The organism is Pseudomonas sp. 32_A (assembly GCF_017490905.1).
GTDB classification, from domain to species: domain Bacteria; phylum Pseudomonadota; class Gammaproteobacteria; order Pseudomonadales; family Pseudomonadaceae; genus Aquipseudomonas; species Aquipseudomonas inefficax.
The window spans coordinates 1-14,876 of the sequence record NZ_JAFGYI010000069.1; the positions used below are offsets into that span (position 1 = coordinate 1).

General features: G+C 62.3%; 14 protein-coding genes and 6 tRNA genes. 9 read left to right on the forward strand and 11 right to left on the reverse strand.

The window, feature by feature from the left end:
• Nucleotides 1-584: 584 nt before the first annotated feature.
• Both J5M58_RS25145 and J5M58_RS25150 read right to left on the reverse strand, forming a co-directional pair.
• Nucleotides 585-660, reverse strand: a tRNA-Thr gene (locus J5M58_RS25145).
• A gap of 71 nt (nucleotides 661-731) precedes the next feature.
• Nucleotides 732-1,142: a pilin gene (locus tag J5M58_RS25150; RefSeq protein ID WP_112251903.1), complete on the reverse strand. Its 411-nt coding sequence runs from the start codon at nucleotides 1,140-1,142 to the stop codon at nucleotides 732-734.
• 215 nt (nucleotides 1,143-1,357) lie between these two features.
• Between J5M58_RS25150 and J5M58_RS25155 the strand changes: the two genes are divergently transcribed.
• From J5M58_RS25155 to yacG, 4 genes are read left to right on the forward strand one after another with little or no spacing between them, the layout of a single operon-like run.
• Nucleotides 1,358-2,566 carry a type II secretion system F family protein gene (locus J5M58_RS25155; RefSeq protein ID WP_207880022.1) on the forward strand — a complete coding sequence of 403 codons (1,209 nt, stop codon included), beginning with the start codon at nucleotides 1,358-1,360 and terminating at the stop codon, nucleotides 2,564-2,566.
• A 2-nt stretch (nucleotides 2,567-2,568) separates the two neighbouring features.
• Nucleotides 2,569-3,435 (forward strand): A24 family peptidase, encoded by an 867-nt coding sequence (locus tag J5M58_RS25160; RefSeq protein ID WP_112251901.1) that lies wholly within the window; start codon nucleotides 2,569-2,571, stop codon nucleotides 3,433-3,435.
• Complete coding sequence (gene coaE, locus J5M58_RS25165; protein ID WP_207880024.1) at nucleotides 3,435-4,058, forward strand: dephospho-CoA kinase; 624 nt, start codon at nucleotides 3,435-3,437, stop codon at nucleotides 4,056-4,058. Before J5M58_RS25160 ends, coaE begins: the two co-directional genes overlap by 1 nt.
• Nucleotides 4,055-4,255, forward strand: a complete 201-nt coding sequence (yacG, locus tag J5M58_RS25170; RefSeq protein ID WP_207880026.1) for a DNA gyrase inhibitor YacG — start codon at nucleotides 4,055-4,057, stop codon at nucleotides 4,253-4,255. The genes coaE and yacG overlap by 4 nt, the downstream gene beginning before the upstream one ends.
• Nucleotides 4,256-4,515: 260 nt before the next feature.
• Here the strand turns inward: yacG and J5M58_RS25175 are convergent, their stop codons facing one another.
• Nucleotides 4,516-5,199 carry an energy-coupling factor ABC transporter permease gene (locus J5M58_RS25175; protein ID WP_112251899.1) on the reverse strand — a complete coding sequence of 228 codons (684 nt, stop codon included), beginning with the start codon at nucleotides 5,197-5,199 and terminating at the stop codon, nucleotides 4,516-4,518.
• Nucleotides 5,200-5,355: 156 nt separating this feature from the next.
• On the opposite strand from J5M58_RS25175, the gene J5M58_RS25180 reads away from it, so the two are divergent.
• From J5M58_RS25180 to J5M58_RS25190, 3 genes are all read left to right on the forward strand, one after another.
• Nucleotides 5,356-5,985, forward strand: coding sequence for a DUF1780 domain-containing protein (locus J5M58_RS25180; RefSeq protein ID WP_013970766.1), 630 nt, complete (start codon nucleotides 5,356-5,358; stop codon nucleotides 5,983-5,985).
• Nucleotides 5,986-6,118: 133 nt separating this feature from the next.
• Nucleotides 6,119-6,292 carry a DUF3094 family protein gene (locus J5M58_RS25185; protein WP_013970765.1) on the forward strand — a complete coding sequence of 58 codons (174 nt, stop codon included), beginning with the start codon at nucleotides 6,119-6,121 and terminating at the stop codon, nucleotides 6,290-6,292.
• Between the two features lie 84 nt (nucleotides 6,293-6,376).
• Nucleotides 6,377-7,672, forward strand: coding sequence for an NAD(P)/FAD-dependent oxidoreductase (locus tag J5M58_RS25190; protein ID WP_025337608.1), 1,296 nt, complete (start codon nucleotides 6,377-6,379; stop codon nucleotides 7,670-7,672).
• A gap of 170 nt (nucleotides 7,673-7,842) precedes the next feature.
• On the opposite strand, the gene J5M58_RS25195 is transcribed toward J5M58_RS25190, so the two are convergent.
• From J5M58_RS25195 to rluD, 8 genes are all read right to left on the reverse strand, one after another.
• Nucleotides 7,843-7,918 (reverse strand) — tRNA-Lys (locus J5M58_RS25195).
• 5 nt (nucleotides 7,919-7,923) lie between these two features.
• Nucleotides 7,924-8,000: transfer RNA gene (locus J5M58_RS25200), tRNA-Pro, on the reverse strand.
• A gap of 46 nt (nucleotides 8,001-8,046) precedes the next feature.
• Nucleotides 8,047-8,122, reverse strand: a tRNA-Lys gene (locus J5M58_RS25205).
• A gap of 6 nt (nucleotides 8,123-8,128) precedes the next feature.
• Nucleotides 8,129-8,205, reverse strand: a tRNA-Pro gene (locus J5M58_RS25210).
• A 4-nt stretch (nucleotides 8,206-8,209) separates the two neighbouring features.
• Nucleotides 8,210-8,285, reverse strand: a tRNA-Asn gene (locus J5M58_RS25215).
• Nucleotides 8,286-8,750: 465 nt separating this feature from the next.
• Entirely contained in the window at nucleotides 8,751-11,315 is a 2,565-nt protein-coding gene (gene clpB, locus J5M58_RS25220; RefSeq protein WP_112251897.1) for an ATP-dependent chaperone ClpB, read from the reverse strand.
• A 249-nt stretch (nucleotides 11,316-11,564) separates the two neighbouring features.
• Entirely contained in the window at nucleotides 11,565-12,305 is a 741-nt protein-coding gene (gene pgeF, locus J5M58_RS25225) for a peptidoglycan editing factor PgeF (protein ID WP_207880029.1), read from the reverse strand.
• Nucleotides 12,302-13,264: a 23S rRNA pseudouridine(1911/1915/1917) synthase RluD gene (gene rluD / locus J5M58_RS25230; RefSeq protein WP_085626778.1), complete on the reverse strand. Its 963-nt coding sequence runs from the start codon at nucleotides 13,262-13,264 to the stop codon at nucleotides 12,302-12,304. Before rluD ends, pgeF begins: the two co-directional genes overlap by 4 nt.
• Nucleotides 13,265-13,411: 147 nt before the next feature.
• Between rluD and J5M58_RS25235 the strand changes: the two genes are divergently transcribed.
• Together J5M58_RS25235 and J5M58_RS25240 are read left to right on the forward strand one after the other, a co-directional pair.
• Nucleotides 13,412-14,431 (forward strand): outer membrane protein assembly factor BamD, encoded by a 1,020-nt coding sequence (locus J5M58_RS25235; protein ID WP_085626733.1) that lies wholly within the window; start codon nucleotides 13,412-13,414, stop codon nucleotides 14,429-14,431.
• A gap of 94 nt (nucleotides 14,432-14,525) precedes the next feature.
• Nucleotides 14,526-14,756 carry a PP0621 family protein gene (locus J5M58_RS25240; protein ID WP_112251895.1) on the forward strand — a complete coding sequence of 77 codons (231 nt, stop codon included), beginning with the start codon at nucleotides 14,526-14,528 and terminating at the stop codon, nucleotides 14,754-14,756.
• The last annotated feature ends 120 nt before the right edge of the window (nucleotides 14,757-14,876 follow it).

Genomic DNA, 14,876 nt, shown 5'->3' on the forward strand with positions numbered 1-14,876 from the left:
CTTTCTCGGTCACTTGCTTGACCGCTTCGATCTTGAATTCTTCGGGGTAACGCTGACGACTCATGGCACCTCCTATTTGGGCCTCATTATGAGGCTTGGAGGTGTCTACGAAACCAGGGGCGATTCAACTCCATCTCGAGACCTGGCAGTTGCTCGGCGCCGGAGTTCGGAATGGCGCCGCTGGAATCGTGTGCCTTTGTAGTTTATGACCGCTTCGGTGAATGGCACCGGCTTCGCCGGTGTTCGCGGGTGAACCCGCTCCCACAGGGTATTGCGGAATGTCTGCTGGCTATGGTGACCAGGCAGGCCATCTGAGATATCTCTAACAGGTGAAAGCACTATCTTAAAAAAATTCGCCAAACACCCCGAAAACACTGGGCCAAAGCCAAATGCCAGACACCTATTATCTAAAAACCCGTGCAACCGGAAGTGAAAAGCAGCTAACCATTCACTCGGCCAAAATGCTGGGCCGAAGGTAGTCTGATCGACCAAAAGCAGATTGAGGCAGAAACAAAAATGCCCGCACAAGGCGGGCATTTCGGGAGGGCCAAAAGCAGGAAAACCTGCATCGTGCCAACTGATTCTGGTGCCGGAGACAGGAATCGAACCTGCGACCTTCGCGTTACGAGTGCGCTGCTCTACCGACTGAGCTACACCGGCGTGTAGCGCAACGTACCACTGCTCGCACCCGTTACGCAAACCCCTGTTTCCGCTAGTTTATTGCCCTACCCTCAAGGCGCCTTGCACCCCTTCGGCGCCAGGTCTTCCTCGATGTCGGTCGTACACGCCCACCCGGTAGCCGAACGTGTCAGGGTCAGGGCCTTGCCCAGCACAGTAGCCGGTGCATCCACCAGCGTGCACACGATACTCCCGGTGCCATCCGCCGCCTTGCCGCTAGCCGTGATCGCACAGTGCGCCGTCGCCGGCTGGCCACCCAGCTCGGCCACGCCCGCCACGTCCTTGCCGTCATTCAACCGCAGGTCCATCGCGGTCTTCAGCGCGCTGATCTCCAGCAACCCGGCCGCGGCCTTGGAGCGTGACTGGTGGTTGGTGTACATCGGTAAGGCGATGGTCGCCAGAATGCCGATGATCGCGACAACGATCATCAGTTCGATCAGGGTGATACCGCGTTGCCCTTTCATGAACGTTTCCTTTTTGATACGGGTACTCGTTGAGGTCAGGCTCGACCCCGGCTGGCAGCGGCGCAGTAGGCCTGAACAGACACCTTTTGTCACCCCTGCCCGCTCGGGCGTCGTCTTCGCTGAACTACTCTAGTGAGCATCACGGACACGCGCCCTTGCATGGACGCAGCAAGCTGTTTCCAGGCTTGTCGCACGGGCAGAAAAAGGACCTTTGCATGACCCAATCCACACTCCTCTACTCCTGGCACGGCACCGATGCCAACGGCACGCCGGTCAGTGGCCAAACGCCCGGGCGCAGCCCGGCCTATGTGCGGGCCGGGCTGATCCGCCAGGGCATCAAGGTCGCCAGCTTGCGGCCTGCCGGTGGGCTTAAGTTCAGCTTGCCGAAGCGGCGGGAAAAGGCCGACCCGGCGGGGTTCAGCCGGCAACTGGCGACCTTGCTCAAGGCCGGGGTGCCGTTGTTGCAGGCGTTCGAGGTGATGGGGCGCAGTGGCTGTGATGCGGCGCAGGCGGCATTGCTGGATAGATTGAAACAGGATGTGGCCTCGGGCCTGGGGCTGGCGGATGCGTTGCAGCGCCACCCGGGGTGGTTCGATGGGCTGTACTGCAACCTGGTGCGGGTGGGTGAGCAGTCCGGCACGCTCGACCGGCAGCTGGAACAGCTGGCGGGCATGCTGGAGCAGCGTCGGGTGCTGCACAAGAAGGTGCGCAAGGCGATGATCTACCCGCTGATGCTATTGCTGACGGGGCTGGGGGTTTCGGCAATCCTGTTGCTGGAGGTGATTCCGAAATTCGAGAGCATGTTCTCTGGCATGGGCGTGGCGTTGCCGGCATTTACCCAATGGGTGATCGACTTGTCCACAGGGCTGAGCCGGTTTGCCCCGCTGCTGCTGGTGATGGCCGTGGTACTGGGTTTTGCCATGCGCCAGCTCTACCGGCAGCATGCGCCAGCGCGCCTGTGGATATCTCGCCGGGTGCTGGGCTTGCCGGTGTTCGGCACGCTGCTGGGGCAGGCGGCGCTGGCGCGCTTTGCGCGTAGCCTGGCAACGTCCTATGCCGCCGGGGTGCCGTTGCTGGATGCGCTGGGCACTGTGGCCAGGGTCAGTGGTGGCGACCTGCATCAGCAGGCGGTGTTGCGGCTGCGCCAGGGCATGGCCAATGGGCAGGGGCTGCACCAGGCGATGGCCGCCGAGCCGCTGTTTCCGCCGCTGCTGGTACAACTGACGGCCATCGGCGAATCCAGTGGCACGCTGGACCAGATGCTGGAAAAAGCCGCCAGCTACTACGAGGAACAGGTCGGCCAGGCGCTGGACCAGTTGACCAGTCTGCTGGAGCCGGCCATCGTGCTGGTCCTGGGCCTGCTGGTGGGTGGCCTGGTGGTGGCGATGTACTTGCCGATCTTCCAGTTGGGTAGCTTGATCTGAACATGACTTTATGGACTTTGCTGGCTGAGCAGCCGGCGTATTTTTTCACCCTGGCCACGGTGCTCGGCCTGCTGGTGGGCAGCTTTCTCAATGTGCTGGTGTACCGCCTGCCGATCATGCTGGAGCGGCAATGGCAGCGTGAGGCGCAGGAAATGCTGGAATTGCCGATCACGCCGCACGAGCGTTTCGACCTGTGGCTACCTGCCTCGCGCTGCCCGCATTGCACGCATCGAATTCGCGCGTGGGAGAACATTCCGGTCATCAGCTACCTGGCCTTGCGCGGGCGTTGTTCAGCCTGCAAAACCCGCATCAGCCCGCGCTACCCGTTGGTGGAGGTGGCCAGTGCGCTGCTGTCGCTGGTGGTGGCCTGGCGCTTTGGTGTTTCGCCCGAGGCCTTGCTGGCGTTGCCACTGACCTGGTGCCTGCTGGCCCTGAGCCTGATCGATGCCGAGCACCAGTTACTGCCGGATGCGCTGGTGCTACCGATGCTGTGGCTGGGGCTGATCGTCAACGCCTTCGGCCTCTACGTCCCGCTGAGCAGTGCGCTGTGGGGCGCGGTGGCCGGGTACCTCAGCCTGTGGACGGTGTACTGGGTGTTCAAGCTGGCCACTGGCAAGGAAGGCATGGGCTATGGCGACTTCAAGCTCATGGCACTGATCGGGGCCTGGGGTGGCTGGCAGGTGTTGCCATTGACCTTGCTGTTGTCATCGGTGGTCGGGGCGCTGGCTGGGCTGTGCCTGCTGCGTCTGCGCCGCCATGCCATGGGCACGGCGATCCCGTTCGGGCCTTATCTGGCGATTGCGGGGTGGATTGCCGTGCTCTGGGGTGATGAAATATACGCTTCATATACACAACTGCTTGGATTCTGATGACCACTGCGGCCTTTACCCCCTGGATTCTCGGCCTGACCGGCGGCATTGGTAGCGGCAAGAGCGCCGCTGCCGAGCGTTTCGTCGAGCTTGGCGTGCACCTGGTCGATGCCGACCGGGCGGCGCGTTGGGTTGTCGAGCCTGGCCGCCCGGCCCTGGCCAGCATCGTCGAGCGCTTCGGCGCCGGTGTGCTGCAGGCGGACGGCCAACTCGATCGTGCCGCCCTGCGCCAGCTGATCTTCGCCGACCCGGCGCAGCGCAAATGGCTGGAGCAATTGCTGCACCCCCTGATCGGGCAGGAAATTTTCAGCTACCTGGCCAAGGCGGAGTCGCCGTATGCGGTTTATGTGTCGCCGCTGCTGATCGAGTCGGGCCAATACCAGAAAACCCAGCGGGTGCTGGTGATCGATGCGCCGCAGGAGCTGCAGGTGGCGCGTACCCTGGCGCGTGACAACACCAGCGCCGAGCAGGTGCAGGCCATTCTCAAGGCCCAGCTGGCCCGCGAGGAGCGCCTGCGCCATGCCGATGATGTGGTGGTCAATGACGGCGACCTGGCCGCGCTGCATGAGCAGATTGACCGCCTGCACCACTTTTACCTGACTTTACGAGGAGGCCAGCCATGAGCCAGCCATTGACCGTCGATTGCCCGACTTGTAGCGCACCTGTGGAATGGAACGAGAAAAGCCCGTTCCGGCCATTTTGTTCGGACCGTTGCAAGCTGATCGACCTGGGGGCCTGGGCGGCTGAAGAGCACAAGATTCCAGGGGCGGAAGAGTCCGAGGATGAGCTGTATTCTGGGGACTTGGAGCCGCGGCATTGAGCTGATAGCAAGGTGCCCTTCAGGGCCCTTTCGCGGGTAAACCCGCTCCCACAGGTATTGCACCAGCCTTGAAAACCGCAGGGTCCCTTTCAGAGCGGGTTTCACCCGCTCCCACCGGTATTGCATCAGCCTTCAAAACCGTAGGGTCCCTGTCAGAGCGGTTTCACCCGCTCCCACAAATATTGCACCAGCCTTGAAAGCCGCGCGGTCCCTGTGGGAGCGGGTTCACCCGCGAAAGGGCCGGTACAGCCATCACAAATTCACCGCTCATCCTCCTTCCACGGCGCCTGCAGATACCGCGTGCGGTTGAAGGTTTCCAGCCACTCCGGGCAAAACACCACCAGCGCACTGATCACCGTGCCGTTGATGAACGCTTCGGGGAACATCATCAGCCACAGGTAGCCGACAAAATCGCTGAGCCACTCCGGCATGGCGAAGCGCCCGTCCAGCCACAACAGCCCCAGCGCGGTCGACAGGCAGGCCAGTACGGTCAATGCTGCCGGGAAGAACCCTGAACAGAAGATATACACAAACAGGTTCCGCGGCTGGGCGCGCTCGACCCCTATTGCGCACGCCTCGGCTATCAGCACCGGCAGGCCAACCAGCAACAGGCCATTCACCCCCAGCGCCGCCAGGTCGTGGCGCCCCAGCAACAGCAAGCCTAGCTGGGCCATGAACCCGCCAAGCACCGCCAGTGGCCAGTCCAGCAACAGCGTGACCGCCGTCATGCCAATGAAGTGGTACGACACCCCGGTATCGAAATCGCGCCGCACCAACCACAACGCAAACAGGCAGAACACCGTGCCAAACAGCAGATGCTGGCGGCGCCGGTCAGTGAACAGCTCAACCCAGCGCACCTGGCTGGCCGCCCAGATCAGCAACGGCACATAACCCAGCCAGCCAAGCGTAAGGGTGGTGCCGGACAACACCTGCGCGCTGATCACCTGATGAATGCCCCTTGCTACCTTGTGGATAAAGCCGAGTCTACACCCATTCTCCGTTTCATCTGGCAGGGGTCCCGCAACAGTGCCCCGGTGCCGGGCTGATTTCTGCGCACAAACAGCATCTTATCGTCATCGATTAACGTCTAAGCTTGTCCCATGGATGACTCAGACTACCTGCGCCTGCTTACTATCCAGGCCGAACAAGCCAATGCCTTTCTCTCCAACGCCCGCAAGTGGGAGCGGGAGCGTTGGGTGTGCCAACGCCTGTTGCAGGGGCTGAACATCCCCTACCGCAGCGAGGACTTCACCCCGGCCGGGCAAGAACCGCCAGATGTGCTGTTCCGCGACGCGGCCTTCGAGGTGTTTTTCGTGCTCGACGAGGGCCGCCGGCTAAATGATGAATGGCGCGAAGAGCTGCAGCGCCGGCGCAGTGCGTTCTCCCTGGCGCAGCTGGTACGCCGCGAAGCGCGCCCGCGGCGCATCAGTGCCACCGAGCTGCTGGGGCGCCTGGCCCCGACCTTGCGCAAGAAGGCGCACAACTACCGGGAACGCGGGCTGGAGCTGAACGAGCTGGACATCATTGCCTTCGCCAGCCTCAAGCGCGAAGTGCTCGACCTCAACACCCATTTTCCGCCGCCCACCGAATACCTGCGCCAGGGCTGGCGCTCGCTGTCGCTGGTCGGGCCAACCTTTGCCCGGGTGCTGTTCGCCCACCCCGATGCGCCGGACTTCCTGCGCGGTAACCTGGGCCGCAGCATTGTTTTCGACGTGGGCATCAGTCTTTGATCCAGTGCAGCGAGTGTTTGCGATGGCGTAAACTCGGCGCCAGCTATAGAAAGCCTTATCATTTGTTTCATGCGCTTGCGTGAACACTGTAGCGTTTACGCAGTCACAAACGTCTACCTGACGAGGCCCCACCATGACCAGCCGCCTGAATCCGGAAGATCAGCGTCGTGTCGATGAGTATCTGCGAGCCCCCCAGCACCAAGTCGAGCGCCGGCCCTTCCGGCCGTGGCTGCTCCTTGTGCTGGTGGTGGCCGTGACCATCGGGTTGGGTCTCATCAGCCGCCTGCTCAGTGGACTGGTGCTATGAGCCGCTTCGCGCTCGCCCTCCCCTCGTGCAGTTTGCGGCCGGCCCCCGGGGCCACGAATTCCGTAAACCTTATGAGATATCCCAATGACTCATCGCATCGTGATTGTCGGCGGCGGCGCCGGCGGCCTGGAACTGGCGACCCGCCTGGGTAAAAGCCTGGGCAAGCGCAAGCAGGCCGAGATCACCCTGGTCGACGCCAACCTCACGCACATCTGGAAGCCACTGCTGCACGAAGTGGCGGCCGGCTCGCTCAACTCCTCGGAAGACGAACTGAACTACGTGGCCCAGGCCAAGTGGAACCACTTCAACTTCCAGCTGGGGCGCATGAGCGGCCTGGACCGTGAAGGCAAGCAGATTCAACTGGCCGCCACCCTCGATGAAGAGGGCCGCGAGCTGCTGCCTGCGCGCACCCTGGGCTACGACACCCTGGTGATTGCCGTGGGTTCCAACACCAACGACTTCGGTACCCTGGGCGCGGCGCAGCACTGCTTGTTCCTCGACACCCGCAAGCAGGCCGAGCGTTTCCACCAGCAGTTGCTCAACCACTACCTGCGTGCCCATGCCGGTGATGTGGCGAGCGAGAAGATCAGCGTGGCCATCGTCGGTGCCGGTGCCACCGGTGTGGAACTGGCAGCCGAGCTGCATCACGCGGCCCACGAACTGGCGGCCTATGGCCTGGACCGCATCCAGCCCAAGGACATGCACATCACCATTATCGAAGCGGGCCCGCGCGTGTTGCCGGCACTGCCAGAGCGCATCAGCGTGCCGGTGCACAAGACCCTGGAAAAACTCGGGGTGAAGGTGATGACCAACGCCGCAGTCAGTGAAGTGACCGAGGATGGGCTGAAAACCAAGGACGGTGAAGTGATCCAGGCCAGCCTGAAGGTGTGGGCGGCCGGTATCCGTGCGCCGGGCTTCCTCAAGGACATCGATGGGCTAGAAACCAACCGCATCAACCAGCTGGTGGTGCGCCCTACCCTGCAGACCACGCGCGATGACAATATCTTTGCCTTCGGCGACTGCGCTGCCTGCCCGCAACCGGGCAGCGACCGCAACGTGCCGCCACGTGCCCAGGCGGCGCACCAGCAGGCTTCGATGCTGGCGCAGAGTTTGAAGGCGCGGCTGGAGAACAAGGCGCTGCCGACCTACGAGTACAAGGACTACGGCTCGCTGGTGTCGCTGTCGCGCTTCTCGGCGGTGGGCAACCTGATGGGTAACCTGATGGGCAGCGTGAAGCTGGAGGGTTGGCTGGCGCGGATGTTCTACGTGTCGCTGTACCGGATGCACCAGATGGCGTTGTATGGGTTCTTCCGTACGGCGTTGATGATGCTGGGTAGCAAGATTGGTCGGGGTACCGAGCCGCGCCTGAAGCTGCACTGACAGGCGCCAGCATGCCCTGTGGGAGCGGGTTTACCCGCGAATGCGATGGTGAACCTGCTGACGCATTCGCGGGTGAACCCGCTCCCACAGAGGATTGTGTGGGCCCCAAGAGCGCATCTTAATTTCGAGGCAAAAAAAAGGGCATCTCATGCGAGATGCCCTTTTTTTCATGGTGGGTCGTGTAGGATTCGAACCTACGACCAATTGGTTAAAAGCCAACTGCTCTACCAACTGAGCTAACGACCCGGAAATGGTCGGGGTGAGGGGATTCGAACTCCTGACATCCTGCTCCCAAAGCAGGCGCGCTACCGGACTGCGCTACACCCCGTGATACTTAAAGAAAAAGGGCATCTCGCTGAGATGCCCTTTTTACATGGTGGGTCGTGTAGGATTCGAACCTACGACCAATTGGTTAAAAGCCAACTGCTCTACCAACTGAGCTAACGACCCGGAAAATGGTCGGGGTGAGGGGATTCGAACTCCTGACATCCTGCTCCCAAAGCAGGCGCGCTACCGGACTGCGCTACACCCCGAGATTGGCTCCGCGACCTGGACTCGAACCAGGGACCCAATGATTAACAGTCATTTGCTCTACCGACTGAGCTATCGCGGAACTGAACTTCGGTACATCTTTACAGCTTCGAAGCCTGTGTTAGCTTCGGTCTCTTTGGCTATCCGCTTTCGCGTTACAGCTGCTGAGGCCGGCTATTCTACATTCTTCGTTTTGCTTGTCAACCACTTTTTTTCATTCAACTTACTGATTTGTAAGTTGTTTTGCGGTCACCGGTGTTGCTGGTGATTCGCTTAGTGCCTGACAACGCGGCGTATATTAGGGTCACCCGATTTTAGATGCAAGCAAAAATTTCAAAAATTTCAGCAAGTTATCCAGAAAGCCTGAAAAGCCTTGGTTTCGCGGGGCCTGTGCTGGCCTCTTCGCGGGTAAACCCGCTCCCACAGGTGCTGCGCAAGCCTCGAGGCTGTCGGTATTCCTGTGGGAGCGGGCATGCCCGCGAAGAGGCCAGCACAGGAAAACAGGCAAAAAAAAGCCCCGCAGATGCGGGGCTCATGGTGAAACAGATCAGCCAAAGACGATTTCGTCGCCTTCCACCTTGGCAGTAATCGCCGTCCCCGGCATGAACTTGCCTGCCAGGATCAACTGCGCCAACGGGTTTTCGATCCAGCGCTGGATCGCCCGTTTCAGCGGCCGTGCGCCGTACACCGGGTCGTAACCCACGGCAATCAGCTTGTCCAAGGCCTCCGGGCTCAGGCTCAGCGACAGTTCGCGCTCCAGCAGTCGGCTGCGCAGGCGGCCCAGCTGGATTTCGGTAATGCCGGCAATCTGCTCGCGGCCCAGTGGCTCGAACACCACCACTTCGTCGATACGGTTGATGAACTCCGGACGGAAGTGCGCACCCACCGCATCCATCACCGCCGCACGCTGTGCCTCGCGGTCCCCCACCAGTTCCTGGATCTGCGCCGAGCCCAGGTTGGAGGTCATCACGATCACGGTGTTGCGGAAGTCCACGGTGCGCCCGTGGCTGTCGGTCAGGCGGCCGTCTTCCAACACCTGCAGCAGTACGTTGAACACATCCGGGTGGGCCTTCTCCACCTCGTCCAGCAGCACCACCGAGTATGGCTTGCGCCGTACTGCCTCGGTCAGGTAACCGCCCTCTTCATACCCTACATAGCCTGGTGGGGCACCGATCAGGCGAGCCACGGAATGCTTCTCCATGAACTCGGACATGTCGATGCGCACCATCGCCTCTTCAGTGTCGAACAGGAACTCGGCCAAGGCCTTGCACAGCTCGGTCTTGCCCACCCCGGTCGGGCCGAGGAACAGGAACGAACCACTTGGCCGGTTCGGGTCGGACAGCCCGGCACGCGAACGGCGCACGGCGTTGGCCACGGCGGTTACCGCCTCGCCCTGGCCGATCACGCGCTGGTGCAGCAGCTCTTCCATCTTCAGCAGTTTCTCGCGCTCGCCTTCGAGCATCTTGGCCACCGGGATACCGGTCCACTTCGACACCACTTCGGCAATTTCTTCCTCGGTTACCTTGTTGCGCAGCAACTGGTTCTCGGTCTTGCCGTGCTGGTCGACCATTTGCAGGCTGCGCTCCAGGTCCGGGATCACCCCGTACTGCAGCTCGGCCATGCGGCTCAGGTCGCCTTTGCGACGGGCGGTTTCCAGCTCCTGGCGGGCCTGCTCGATCTTTTGCTGGATCTGCGCCGAGCCCTGCACTTCGGCCTTCTCGGAGGCCCAGATTTCTTCCAGGTCGGCGTACTCACGCTCCAGCCGGTCGATTTCCTCGGTCAGCTTCTCCAGGCGCTTTTTCGCCGCTTCGTCTTCTTCCTTCTTCAGCGCCTGCGATTCCACCTTCAGCTGGATCAGGCGACGGTCGAGGCGGTCGAGCACTTCCGGCTTGGAGTCGATCTCCATGCGGATGCGGCTGGCCGCTTCGTCGATCAGGTCGATGGCCTTGTCCGGCAGCTGACGGTCGGTGATGTAGCGGTGGCTGAGCTTGGCCGCGGCAATGATGGCGCCGTCGGTGATGGCCACCTTGTGGTGCACTTCATAGCGCTCTTTCAGGCCACGCAGAATGGCGATGGTGTCTTCCTCGCTCGGCTCCTCGACCAGCACCTTCTGGAAGCGGCGCTCCAGGGCTGCGTCCTTCTCGATGAACTGGCGGTACTCGTTCAGCGTGGTGGCGCCAACGCAGTGCAGCTCGCCACGGGCCAGGGCCGGCTTGAGCATGTTGCCGGCGTCCATGGCGCCCTCGCCTTTGCCGGCGCCGACCATGGTATGCAGTTCGTCGATGAACAGGATGATCTGGCCTTCCTGTTTGGAAAGCTCGTTCAGCAGGCCTTTGAGGCGCTCTTCGAACTCGCCGCGGTACTTGGCACCGGCAATCAGCGCGCCCATGTCCAGCGCCAGCAGGCGCTTGCCCTTGAGGCCGTCGGGCACTTCACCGTTGATGATGCGCTGGGCCAGGCCTTCGGCGATGGCCGTTTTACCTACGCCAGGCTCACCGATCAGCACCGGGTTGTTCTTGGTACGGCGTTGCAGCACCTGCACGGTACGGCGGATTTCGTCGTCACGGCCGATCACCGGGTCCAGCTTGCCTTCTTCGGCGCGCTTGGTCAGGTCGACGGTGTACTTGTCCAGCGCCTGGCGCGACTCCTCGGCGTTGGCATCGTTGACCGCCGCGCCGCCACGCAGGTTGTTGATGGCGTTTTCCAGGGCTTTCTTGCTTACGCCCTGGCCCAGCAACAGCTTGCCGAGCTTGCTGTTCTCGTCCATGGCAGCCAGCAGCACCAGCTCGCTGGAAATGAACTGGTCACCCTTCTGCTGGGCCAGGCGGTCGGCCTGGTTGAGCAGGCGCGCCAGGTCCTGCGACATGTTCACGTCGCCAGTGGGGTTCTGGATTTTCGGTAGCTGGTCGAGTTCTTTCACCAGCGCCTGGCGCAGGCTGTTGATGTCGAAGCCAACCTGCATCAGCAGCGGCTTGATCGAACCGCCCTGCTGCTCGAGCAGTGCCTGCAACAGGTGCACGGGCTCGATGGCGGGGTGGTCCATGCCAACGGCCAGGGATTGGGCATCGGATATTGCAAGCTGCAGCTTGCTGGTCAAACGGTCTATTCGCATGGGGTACCTTCCTTTAAAGGGCAGGTCGGAGCGATGGACAGCGCCTGTTTATGAAGAAACCTGCCTGAGATGACCTTATAGATAAGGCTGATTCTGGAAGATTCAAGCGTAGCGGGGTTGACCCGAGTCAACCTGTTGGATTAGTGGGGGCCATTCGCGGGTGAACCCGCTCCCACAGGATCCTCACAGACCTTGAGAGCGATGCAGTACCTGTGGGAGCGGGTTTACCCGCGAAGAGGCCCCTACAGGCTAGCGCGGCTCCAGCCACACCAGTGAAGCAAAGCGCCCACCCTGCGGGGTACGGCGATAGGAGAAGAACCGCTCATCGCTGACCGTGCACAAGCCACCGCCATAGACAGCAGTAACCCCACGCGCCGCCAGCCGAATACGCGCCAGCTCATAGATGTCGGCCATCAACTTGCCCGGCCGGGCACCATCGACAAAGGCCCTGGCCGCTTCCGGGTGCACCGCCGTAAAGGCATCGCGCACCTCCAGCCCCACTTCGAACGCCTGCGGGCCAATCGCCGGCCCCAACCACACCAGCACCTCTTCAGGCGGCAGTGCCAGGCGATCCAAGGTGGCCTCCAGCACACCACCGGCCAACCCGCGCCAGCCAGCATGCGCCGCCGCCACGCGGGTACCGGCCCGGTCGCAGAACAGCGCAGGCAGGCAATCGGCAGTCATCACAGTACAGGCAATGCCGGGCTGGTCGGTCCAGCTGGCGTCGGCCTCGGCCACCACGGCCGGGTCGGCATCCGCCACCACCAAACCATGCACTTGCTTGAGCCAGGCCGGCTGGATGGCGAATTCGTCGCTCAGGCGGCGACGGTTCTCGGCCACCGCGGCAGGGTCGTCCCCTACATGGTCGCCAAGATTGAAGGCTTCATAGGGCGGCAGGCTTACGCCGCCCTGGCGGGTGGTGACACAGGCGCGCACCGAGGCCGGGGCCGGCCAGTCGGGGAACAGCAGCGACTGCGTCAGGCCACTCATCCGATAAAGCTCTCGCGGTCCTGGTTCAGCAGCGACAGCAACCAGACGAAGTCGTCCGGCAGCGGCGATTCCCACTTCATGACTTCACCGGTAATCGGGTGGGCCAATGCCAGGAAGCGCGCATGCAGTGCCTGGCGCGGGAAGGTTTTCACCGCCTCGACCATGGTCGGGCTGGCTGCCGGCGGAATGCGGAAGCGCCCGCCGTACGTCTGGTCGCCGACCAACGGGAAGCCAACGTGAGCCATGTGCACGCGAATCTGGTGGGTACGGCCGGTTTCCAGCTTGACCCGCACGTGGGTGTGCGAGCGGAAGCGCTTGAGTACACGATAGTGGCTGACCGCCGGCTTGCCGCCGTCGGTAACCGCCATGCGCTGGCGCATGCCGCCATGGCGGCCGATCGGGGCATCGATCTTGCCGCCGGCAGTGACCACGCCAATCACGATGCACTCGTAGATGCGGCTGACCTTGCGCGCCTGCATCTGCTCGACCAGCCGGGTCTGCGCCTGCAAGGTCTTGGCCACTACCATCAGGCCGGTGGTGTCCTTGTCCAGGCGGTGGACGATACCGGCGCGCGGTACGTTGACGATGTCAGGCACGTGGTGCAGCAGTGCATTGAGCAAAGTCCCGCTGGCATGCCCGGCGGCCGGATGCACAACCAGCCCGGCAGGCTTGTTGATCACCATGATATGGTCGTCTTCGTAGACGATATCCAGCTCGATATCTTCGGCGACCCACTCGCCCTGGGCCTCTTGCTCGGCCTCAAGGACAAGTTGCGAGCCACCATGGACGAGGTCTCGAGGGCGCACCACGGCACCATCGACCGTCAGGCGGCCTTCTTTGATCCACGAAGTCAGCCGGGAACGCGAGTACTCGGCGAACAATTGGGCGGCGACCTGGTCGAGGCGTTGACCGCCCAGTTCGGACGGGACCTCTGCGCTAAGTTGAATGATCTCGGACATGCTCGATTCGGCGGGCGCACAGCCTTTGGTTTCGGCTGCGAGCTTGTGGTTAAATACGACTTCTTTTGTCCCGGGGTTGGCCGGGGCGCTCATCATAACAGGACGGCACCGCCCAAGACAGCGGCCGTCAAAGGGACGCAAGCCGCCATGCAAGTGAAACACCTGCTGCTGATCGCCATCCTCGGGCTCACCGCGGCCTGTTCCTCCAATAAAGAAGTGATTGACGAGAACCTCAGCGAGGCCGAGCTGTATCAGCAGGCGCAAGCTGACCTGGACAACTCCAGCTACACCAGCGCCGTGAACAAGCTCAAGGCCCTGGAGTCGCGCTACCCGTTCGGCCGCTATGCCGACCAGGCGCAGCTCGAGCTGATCTACGCCAACTACAAGAACTCCGAGCCAGAGGCTGCCAAGTCGGCGGCCGAGCGCTTCATCCGCCTGCACCCGCAGCACCCGAACGTCGACTACGCCTACTACCTCAAGGGCCTGACCTCGTTCGACCAGGACCGTGGCCTGGTGGCGCGCTTCCTGCCGCTGGACATGACCAAGCGTGACCCAGGTGCCGCCCGCGACTCGTACAACGAGTTCGCCCAGCTGACCAGCCGCTTCCCCAACAGCCGCTACGCGCCCGACGCCAAGCAGCGCATGATCTACCTGCGCAACCTGCTGGCCTCGTACGAAATCCATGTGGCCGACTACTACCTGAGCCGCCAGGCCTATGTAGCCGCCGCCAACCGTGGCCGCTACGTGGTGGAGAACTTCCAGGAAACCCCATCGGTCGGCGACGGCCTGGCAGTGATGGTCGAGGCGTACCAGAAGATGCACCTGGACGAACTGGCCGCCACCAGCCTGGAAACCCTCAAGCTCAACTACCCTGACCACCCGAGCCTGGCAGATGGCGAGTTCCAGCCAAAGCAGACCGAGTCTGACGGCCGCGGCTGGCTGTCCAAGGCAACCCTGGGCCTGATCGAAACCGACACCCCGCTGCCGCCGGGCGAAACCCGCGCCAACCAGGATGTGGTCAAGCAGTTCCAGGATGCTCGTGACGAGATGCCGCGCGAGCTGCTGCCGACTGACGAGAACGGTGACCCGATCGTGCCGGAAGGGCCGAAGGAAGCCGAGAAGGACCGCTCCTGGTTCAGCTACATGACCTTTGGTCTGTTCGACTGATACGCAGCGGTACATGAAAGGGAGGCCTTGGGCCTCCCTTTTTTATTGGCCGCGTCCTAGACTGTCGGCTTCTTCAACCGACAAGCTGGACACCATGGTTCGCCTACTTTTCTGGATCGCCCTGATCGCCGCCGCGTTCTGGCTGTGGCGCAAGTTCAAAGCCAGCCAACAGTCGCACCCCGAGGCGAAGCTGGATGCGCCGCTGAAGATGGTGCGTTGCGCCCATTGCGGCGTGCACCTGCCCAATGACCGGGCGCTGCAACAGGGCGACGAGTGGTATTGCAGCCAGGCACACCTGCAACAGGGCCCCGGCCGCCAGAACTGAACACAGTAGCCTGTGGGAGCGGGTTCACCCGCGAATGCGTCGGTAGCTTCACTGCAGCATTCGCGGGTAAACCCGCTCCCACAGGTGGTGCGGTGAATCCCAACATCACTTATCCCTCCC